6 protein-coding genes and 2 pseudogenes are annotated in these 8120 nt (G+C 40.2%); 5 read left to right on the top strand and 3 right to left on the bottom strand.

The features are described 5' to 3' along the window. Positions 1–380: 380 nt before the first annotated feature. The gene (locus DPX34_RS21305; protein ID WP_111979359.1) at positions 381–1406 is read right to left on the bottom strand and encodes an IS110 family RNA-guided transposase; all 1026 of its coding nucleotides are present in this window, start codon (positions 1404–1406) and stop codon (positions 381–383) included. A gap of 251 nt (positions 1407–1657) precedes the next feature. Here DPX34_RS21305 and DPX34_RS21300 point away from each other — a divergent pair, with 251 nt between their 5' ends. The 3 genes from DPX34_RS21300 to DPX34_RS21290 all read left to right on the top strand — a co-directional run bounded on the left by DPX34_RS21300 (position 1658) and on the right by DPX34_RS21290 (position 5363). After that, positions 1658–2554: a CE1 family esterase gene (locus tag DPX34_RS21300; protein ID WP_111980432.1), complete on the top strand. Its 897-nt coding sequence runs from the start codon at positions 1658–1660 to the stop codon at positions 2552–2554. A gap of 338 nt (positions 2555–2892) precedes the next feature. After that, on the top strand, positions 2893–4185 hold the full coding sequence (locus DPX34_RS21295; protein ID WP_111980431.1) for an NAD(P)/FAD-dependent oxidoreductase: 1293 nt from the start codon (positions 2893–2895) through the stop codon (positions 4183–4185). Between the two features lie 326 nt (positions 4186–4511). Beyond that, complete coding sequence (locus tag DPX34_RS21290) at positions 4512–5363, top strand: AraC family transcriptional regulator (RefSeq protein ID WP_111980430.1); 852 nt, start codon at positions 4512–4514, stop codon at positions 5361–5363. A 72-nt stretch (positions 5364–5435) separates the two neighbouring features. On the opposite strand, the pseudogene DPX34_RS21285 reads toward DPX34_RS21290, so the two are convergent. After that, positions 5436–5654: pseudogene (locus DPX34_RS21285) on the bottom strand (ATP-binding protein); the annotation flags it as partial. 140 nt (positions 5655–5794) lie between these two features. Between DPX34_RS21285 and DPX34_RS21280 the strand changes: the two are divergent. Both DPX34_RS21280 and DPX34_RS21275 read left to right on the top strand, forming a co-directional pair. Continuing rightward, complete coding sequence (locus DPX34_RS21280; protein WP_111980429.1) at positions 5795–6244, top strand: hypothetical protein; 450 nt, start codon at positions 5795–5797, stop codon at positions 6242–6244. Beyond that, complete coding sequence (locus DPX34_RS21275; protein WP_111980428.1) at positions 6245–7645, top strand: PQQ-binding-like beta-propeller repeat protein; 1401 nt, start codon at positions 6245–6247, stop codon at positions 7643–7645. It abuts the gene before it with no gap. Positions 7646–7802: 157 nt separating this feature from the next. Here the strand turns inward: DPX34_RS21275 and DPX34_RS21270 are convergent. Then, positions 7803–8120, bottom strand: a pseudogene (locus DPX34_RS21270) (IS4 family transposase); the annotation flags it as partial.

Raw genomic sequence — 8120 nt, 5'->3', positions numbered from 1 at the left:
GGGACATATATGGTCACTCCGATTAAATCAAGCTATATTGCCTGTTTTTTTGCCCGAAAATAGGGGTAAATCATTGAATAAATTACATATTTCTTTCTTACTAAACTGGTTTTATGCTTGGTAAAGTAACGGTTTCTTGACATATATCCGGCGTCTTGATGGCTTTAAATGCAGCCGCGCCCTAATGAGTTCCTGAATAAGGATGTCTTATTTGCCTTTGCAGGCATAATGCTTCTTCGACTCGTTATTATGCGTCTAGAGCAGCTGTCCCGGCGAGGTTCCAAATAAGACAAAACCGTTTAAATCATCAATACATATAGTACCGTTTAGCCCTTAAATGAGTGAGTGGTTTTATTTCTTAAATTCTACGTTTTTTTTGATTAAGCACAGGCCTTGTTTATGTCGAAATCTTGCTTATATGCCATGACTGACCAAGTGATACGCGCAAGTTTATTCGCTAATGCCACAACCGCTTTACAACCGTGCATACGGCTTTTTAGTTGCCTTGCCCAGCGATGTAATGAGGTATCTTTTTTAGTACACCAATTCATCACCGCTCTTGCGCCCATGATAAACAACCGCCTTAATGTGCTATTCCCGCGTTTGGTTATTTTACCCATTCTATTTTTATCACCACTGGCATGCTGAGAAGGGGTTATTCCTGTCCAAGCAGCAAACTGCCTACCGTTTTTAAAGGTGTTGGCATCAGTAACACTGCCCATGATCGCTGAAGCGAGTACAGGGCCAACACCAGGGATTGTCATTAAACGTTTATATTCTTTTTTATCTTTAACCAAGCTATCAAGCTCTTGTTGAATTGCGTCAAGTTGTTCATCTTGATTTTGTAAATTTTGATAAAGCCGACGAATGATTTTGCGGGCTGTCGCCGTCAATTCCATTTCATTACACTCTAAAATAATAGGGATTTCATTCATTAATGCGACACGGGTTCGCGGTACGACAACACCATACTCCGCTAATAACCCCCGTAATTGATTAGCATCACCGGTGCGTATTTTTATCATGCGCTCTCTGACGCGCTGCAATGATTGAATATCTTGTGCTTCAAGTGATTTAACTTCTATTTTTCGAATGGTTGGGCGGAAGAATGCTTCCGCGATAGCCAGTGCATCGTTGCGATCGTTTTTATTGCCTATCACAAAAGGTTTAACCGCAAATGCCGGGAGTAAAGAAACTTTATGGCCTAGCATTTTAATTCTGCGCCCCCAAGGGTTAGAGCTATAACACGCCTCCATTGCAACTTGAGTGGGTTCGTGTTGGCGAAGTTCGTGTAACAAAGCAGAGCGTTTCACTTTTTTGTTAAACAAAACGTTTCTGTTTTCATCTAAGCCACAGATTTGGAAAATATTCTTTGCTAAGTCAATACTAATTACGCTACATTTCATGATGGTCACTCCACAGTTTGATTAATGGTTTTGTCGCTTACAATCATGGCACATTATGATGCCGAATGTGGAGTGACCATCTCAGCAGGCATGAATAAGCCTATGATTTTAAGTCTTCAGTTAGGGTGATAACGATGACTATCCCACACTGGTAAATCACATTGGCAAATCAAAAATAACATGGCAGTATTGTTTCAAGATTTTAAAGGTGGGTGTCCATGTTATTTTTTGATTTAGGAGAATAATCACCAATGAAGAAATTTACTGTTTTGCTGGCAACCATTATATTAATCGCGTGTTCTAGCACCCATCAGCCCCAAATGAGTTTGATGTTAGACCCTACTGCTACTCAACATAGTATTGAGTCAGCAAATTTTTTCCCGCTCAAACCCGGCGTGAATGAAGTAGTCATTACACAAAACAGCGGCATAGAACGTAAGGCAATGATTGAGTTGCCTTTGAAGATTATTGAAAGTGGTCACCCGATTGTTTTTGGTCTTCATGGAGCAGGCGGTAAGGCTAACGGATACAATCGACGCCTCAAGCCTTTTGTCAATCAACATGGCTTGATCAGTGTTAGTCCGCTTGGTACAAAATCAAAAGCAGGTAAAACTGCATGGACATTTAAAAAAGGCGCATCAACACATGCTGACGATGTGGGTTTGATTAAAGCTATTATTGCGTTGTTAGATAAACAAGGGTTAGTCGACCACAGCCGTATATATGCTACGGGCTCTTCCAGTGGCGGCTTAATGGCATACCGATTAGCCAAAGAAACCAATCTGTTGGCCGCTATAGCCCCCACTAAATGTGGTATGGCCATAGCGGCACATGAGCCAGTAAATGGCACCGTTCCTATTGCTATTATGCAAGTAATAGGAGACGAAGATAAGAGCTTTCATGGTAGTAACAAAAGACACCCAATGTATTCGGCATCAGAACGTATTAACATCTGGGCCAAATTTAACAATTGCAAAAGCCCAAAGTTCATCGACTACGGCAGTTGGTCTTCAACCCGTTATATGTGTGAAAATAACAAAGACATAGAGCTGATGATCATGAAGGGCGTGGGTCATACGCTTGGTAAAAAATGGACAAATAAAACGGATGAAATGCTGATCGAGTTTTTATTGAAACAAAGAAAATAAAGGAAACTCATGACTGTTCATGCAGGGCAGTCATCGATGCATAGTCGATACACTTATGTAATATCAAATAAAATCAAAAGCTTATTTGTGCCTGTCCTGCACGATCGAAGACGCGACCCCAAAGTCGCCCAAGTTGTAGCCATTTAACCAACCTATTCCGCACTGCCGATGGACATAAACCACAATTTTTGTCATTATTTAGTTATGCAGTGACTTCTAAAGTACATGATAAAATTCATGCTTGAACAAACCGAATTAATTTTCCTTTTTATCTCCCTCTGGGTTTGTCTACTCACGCCATACTGCGCCAATTTTTTAATTATAAATCAGGAACCATCATGGAAAAAATTATTGTCATTGGCGGAGGTGCCGGCGGACTAGAGCTGGTCACTAGATTGTCTCGTTCATTAGGTAAGTGCAAAAAAGCGCACATAATTTTAGTTGATAGAAGCAGAACTCACGTTTGGAAACCGCTATTGCACGAGGTTGCCGCTGGGGTAATAGATAAACAGTCAGATGGTGTCGAATATGGTATTCACGCGTCTCGTCACGGCTACGAATTCCAGTTGGGCAACGTAAACCAAGTTGATGCGCACAATAAGTCATTGCACCTTGATCCATTATTGGATGATGATGGCGCAGAAATATTGCCAGCTAGAACCCTGACGTATGACACTTTAGTCATTGCTGCAGGTAGCATGAGTAACGATTTTGGCACCCCAGGGGTGGCTGAACACGCTTATTTCTTAGATTCATTAAATCAAGCTGAGCGTTTTCATCGAGCACTGCTAAATCAGTTACTTAAAAATGATCATGAAAAGTCATTTGTACAAAAGCTACGCATTGCCATTGTGGGTGGTGGAGCAACCGGAACTGAGCTTGCGGCGCAGCTACATTACATTGGTAACTTAGCTAAATCGTACGGTATGCCGAATATGTCTGCCGACCGACTTTCTATTACCATAATTGAAGCCGGGCCGAGAATTTTACCTGCGTTACCGCTTCGTATTTCAAACTCAGCTAAATCAGCTTTGTTTAAGATAAATATTGAAGTTAAAGAAAACACCAAGGTATCTGAAGCGACTTCTGAAGGCTTTGTCACCGATCAGGGTGTTGTTATTCCAGCGGATTTGATGGTTTGGGCCGCGGGTGTTAAAGCCCCCCAGTTTGTTCAAAATATTACTCACGTTGAGCATAATCGTTTAGGGCAAATTATTGTTAACGAATACCTGCAAGCGCCAAACTCTGACGACTTATATGTCATTGGCGACAGTTGTGGTGTTGAACTAGAAGATGGCAGCTGGGTTCCGCCAAGAGCGCAATCTGCCCATCAGATGGCGTCAACGGTAGCAACTAATTTAATTAATGCTGATAAAAATAAAGCCCCTAAACCATTTAAATATGTCGACTACGGGTCGCTTGTGCATTTTAGTAAGTACTCTACCGTCGGCAGTTTAATGGGTAAATTATCTAACAATAATATGTTTGTTGAAGGGCGTTTAGCCAAGCTGGTGTATGTCTCGTTATACACATTCCACCTTTTAGCTGTGCATGGAAAAATCAAAGGAGTGCTGACGTTAATGAGCAGAAAGGTCAGCAGCATATTAGGCCCTAAATTTAAACTGCATTAAGTACACCGCAAGCTCCAACTATCCCCTAAAAAAGCCGAGACTACCGCTCGGCTTTTCAATTTTAGCACGACTAACGGTTTAATGGGCGACCCCAAAGTTGATACTGCGCAATGAGTGCGCCGCAATGCCCCCCCCCAATTGGCCAACTTGTTGGTGAAACCTAGCCTCAAATATTAGCCCTAGTAAACTAATACATTCAAACTAAACTAATTGCTAAATGCGCAAACATTATCGATCGGAGTTAGGGCTTAATAGCCCTGTCAGCGAAAAGCTGAAAGCAGCAATGAGTTATACCTATCATTATTGAAAGGTAATAGGAGAATAGGATGAAAAAAGCAACCACACGGGTTAATTACCAGCAAAGGATAAGCTTGGTTATCGAGCATATTTGGAACAATTTAGAATGTCCGCTTGATATCAACCGACTTGCCGATATCGCTTGTTTTTCACCCTATCATTTTCATCGTTTATACCGAGGAATGCTGGGTGAAACAGTAAGTAATACTATCCGCCGGTTACGTTTACATCATGCCTCTTCGGCATTGCTGCGCAGTGAACAAGCCGTAGAAACGATCGCAAAGCGATTTCAGTATTCAGGGGCAACCGCATTTATCCGCGCCTTTGTAAAGCAATATGGGTTAACGCCTGAAGCCTATCGCCAAGCAAAACCTCGTTTAACGGTAATTGATAAACCTAACTTTATACCACAGGAATTCAGTGCCATGTTTGACGTAACTTATACCCAACTTGAAGATATCAACCTCGCCTATTTGCCACACCAAGGCGACTATATGAATATAGGTAGCACTTTTGAACAACTATTCAGCCATGCTGCTGGACAGGGGCTCATGGGCGCAGATACACGCTCATTCGGTTTGTATTATGACGACCCAGCATCCGTTGCGACCGACAAAATTAGATCAGAAGCCTGCCTAACGGCAAGCAATGCAACATCGCCTTTAGAAACAAAAACACTCGGTACTCAGAAATATGTAGCGATAGTATTTAAAGGCCCTTATGCAGAGCTAGAAACGGCCTACAATTGGCTTTATCGCCAATGGTTACCGGAGCAGCAATTAGAACTAGCCAATGCGCCTGTGGTTGAAGAGTATTTAAACAACCCGCGCGAATTACCACCGACAGAATGGTTAACTCGCATTCATATTCCGATTGCTTAAATTTGTGTCACCTAGCGAGAGCATGCTTAGACTGTATGCTCTCGCTGTCAACAACAATCGAAAAGTGATCCATTAATCCTTTGGTTTATCCATTAAACCAGCTTGTTTCTTTTCTTTTATTCGATAGCTATCTCCTTTGATTTGAATAATGTGCGAATGATGTAATACCCTATCTAACATTGCAGATGTCAGCGCTGTATCGTCTGCAAATACCTGCCCCCATTATCCAAATGGCAAGTTGCTAGTTAAAATTACTGACCCTTTTTCATATCGTTTGGCGATCACCTCGAATTGGCACTCATGCGGAACAGACATGAATAAGCCTATGATTTTATTTTATTTTTAAATCTTCAGTTAGGGTGATAACGATGACTGTCCCACACTGATATTATCCCACACTGGTATTAAATAACCCAGATATTAGTAAAGTCTTGGATATTGAAGAGCTAGACACTACGGCAGGCTTTACTAGGCGCTACGATTTAAAGGTAGAAAAAACGGATGGCACTATAGTTCGATATGAATTAAAAGCTTGGGCACCAGATAATATTGAAAAATTTTTAGGTTGCGCATTTAAGAAATCTGAGCGTAGATGCACAGAAACCAATGAATACAAAGAGTTTTATGGCCAAATGCATAGGGATTTGGTTAAAATGTTCAGAGAAACATCTAGTAATATTAAAGTAATTTGGATGTTTGATAGCCGAAGCAAAGAACAACTAATTCAAATAAAATCTTTAGCTTTGCGTGAGTTAGACAAAAATTTGGGTGAACTTGCTATATCAGCAAGGGTCGAGCTAAATAATGATATAGCAGCGAGGCAATTTAAAGATACGATGGTTAGAATGTTGAGCGGTATATTCGAAATAGGTGAATACTAGATGATTATATTAAGATTACCGGAATCAAATATTTGTACAGGTGTAAATAATCAAAATATCGTTATTTCAGGTAAAACTGTTAGCACTCAATCAGGTAAGTTAATCGCATATACGAATTATAATATTCGCTTTTTTTGTAGCAAGAGTTCACTCTATATTTTCGATGCGTCTCTATGTGTGAATGAAGTTTTACATAATGAATCTCAGATAAGTAAAGTTGATTTTAAAAAATTTGATGTTGGCAAGTTGCAGTTTAATTATGGCTTTGAAAAAAAACATGCTTTCATTCGTAAACCAAATCGATTTTCAGGCAATGACTGGGAAGTTATTAGTTTAGATAATGGAACGAAATTATTTGAGCGTAAGACTTCAAATTATTTAATCGATATAAGGGGAAAGATATTTGAGGTAAGTGCTGGTAAATTCATTAAGTGTATAGACTCTTTCGGTGAGCCTAATTGGACATATGTTTTTGATAAAAATATCCCTCCTATTGGAAAAGAGTACCAAGTCAACAATAATTCTATTCTATTTCATCTTGGTTCTGATAGCGAGGCTATTGGTAGACCTATGGAGGCAGAGTTAAACAGTGAATTAGCTTATTTAAATGTTGAGTCAGGATTAGAACAATGGAAAAAACAATTTAGCCACATTGTTCAAGATTTTTATATTCACAAAGATATCATTTATGTCGCCCATCGAAATGAAATTGCAGCCTTAAATGCTGAAAGCGGAGAATTAATCCGTGAAACCCAAGCGGGTGAAAATTATGGCAATAATATTGTTTGGTGTGATGGCAACTATGCTTACCTATTCAATTATGGCGATGAAAAGGCTTATCTTTTTGACTTAGAGTTGACCCAGCAATTGGGAACACTCGTCTTCCCAAATGATTTTATATTAAATAATCAGCACCACCCGTACATGGTTGGAGATGAGATTTTTATTCCGGTCTGCCCTAAACGGTTAAATATGGCTCATGCCGAGCAAGGCGTTATTCGTATCAATAGAACTAAGGTATTGAATGATGACGTTCTTGAATACGTTAATGAACCAGAGTTTACCCGCGCAACAGTCAATAACCCAGATGGAACTCAAAGCTACCAACTCTCGTTAAAAGGTGATAATGCCGACTCCGTTATTCGTATTGGTGAAGTGGAGTTGCGTAAAATATATACAGACTTCGGTGCAAGTATATATGATGGTATTGACACTCGTAACAGTCAATTTAACGCTGTTGTTTATATTGATATGCAAATACCAGAATCAGAGTTAGGTCGCTTTAACGAGTTATTTGAAACATTAAAAAAGCGTATGGAAGACTGGCTAGATTTTATGCAAGTAACCAGTAGCTCAGGAAAGCACCCAGCAAACATTCAATATCAGCTCACAACAATCTAAGGCGAATTCAACATCTAAGTGCACCACAGCTTAGGTTGTGAAAACCTCTTCAGGAGTTTGGTAATCTAACTTTTTTCGTGGTCGTTGATTAACGCGTCCCATGCAGGGCAGTCATCGATGTACACGGCACCAACCTACATCCATGTCTGTCTCTTGATCACAAGTCTCCAGCCTGCTGAAGTGATTTTAACATCGCAATTGACTCTATCATTTCGGCCAATTTTATCCAACCTTGCCATAACACTTTCATCCCTACTCGTCCGTTGCGTTTGCTGTCATACCAGCCACCGTACCTTGCTATAGCGTAATACAACCAATAAAGTGAAGGAGGTTTAGTCGGAAGGCCTTTCCCTTTTTCTACTTTCATCCACAGCAATTGCCATGTCGTACTTTCTACGTAACAAGTACAATCTATCGCTTTAGCTTCTTCTTTGTTTTGAGCCCATTCTTGAAGTTGCATTAACCTTACGGCGAT

This window comes from Algibacillus agarilyticus, from assembly GCF_003286125.1.
Classification (GTDB): domain Bacteria; phylum Pseudomonadota; class Gammaproteobacteria; order Enterobacterales; family Alteromonadaceae; genus Algibacillus; species Algibacillus agarilyticus.
The sequence above is the reverse complement of the archived record's forward strand: the minus strand, read 5'-3'. Positions and strand labels throughout refer to the sequence as shown.

Bases quoted from the DNA above. Each gene is read 5' to 3' on its own strand.
- DPX34_RS21305 (WP_111979359.1), bottom strand. From the start codon at position 1,406: ATGAAATGTAGCGTAATTAGTATTGACTTAGCAAAGAATATTTTCCAA.
- DPX34_RS21300 (WP_111980432.1), top strand. From the start codon at position 1,658: ATGAAGAAATTTACTGTTTTGCTGGCAACCATTATATTAATCGCGTGT.
- DPX34_RS21295 (WP_111980431.1), top strand. From the start codon at position 2,893: ATGGAAAAAATTATTGTCATTGGCGGAGGTGCCGGCGGACTAGAGCTG.
- DPX34_RS21290 (WP_111980430.1), top strand. From the start codon at position 4,512: ATGAAAAAAGCAACCACACGGGTTAATTACCAGCAAAGGATAAGCTTG.
- DPX34_RS21275 (WP_111980428.1), top strand. From the start codon at position 6,245: ATGATTATATTAAGATTACCGGAATCAAATATTTGTACAGGTGTAAAT.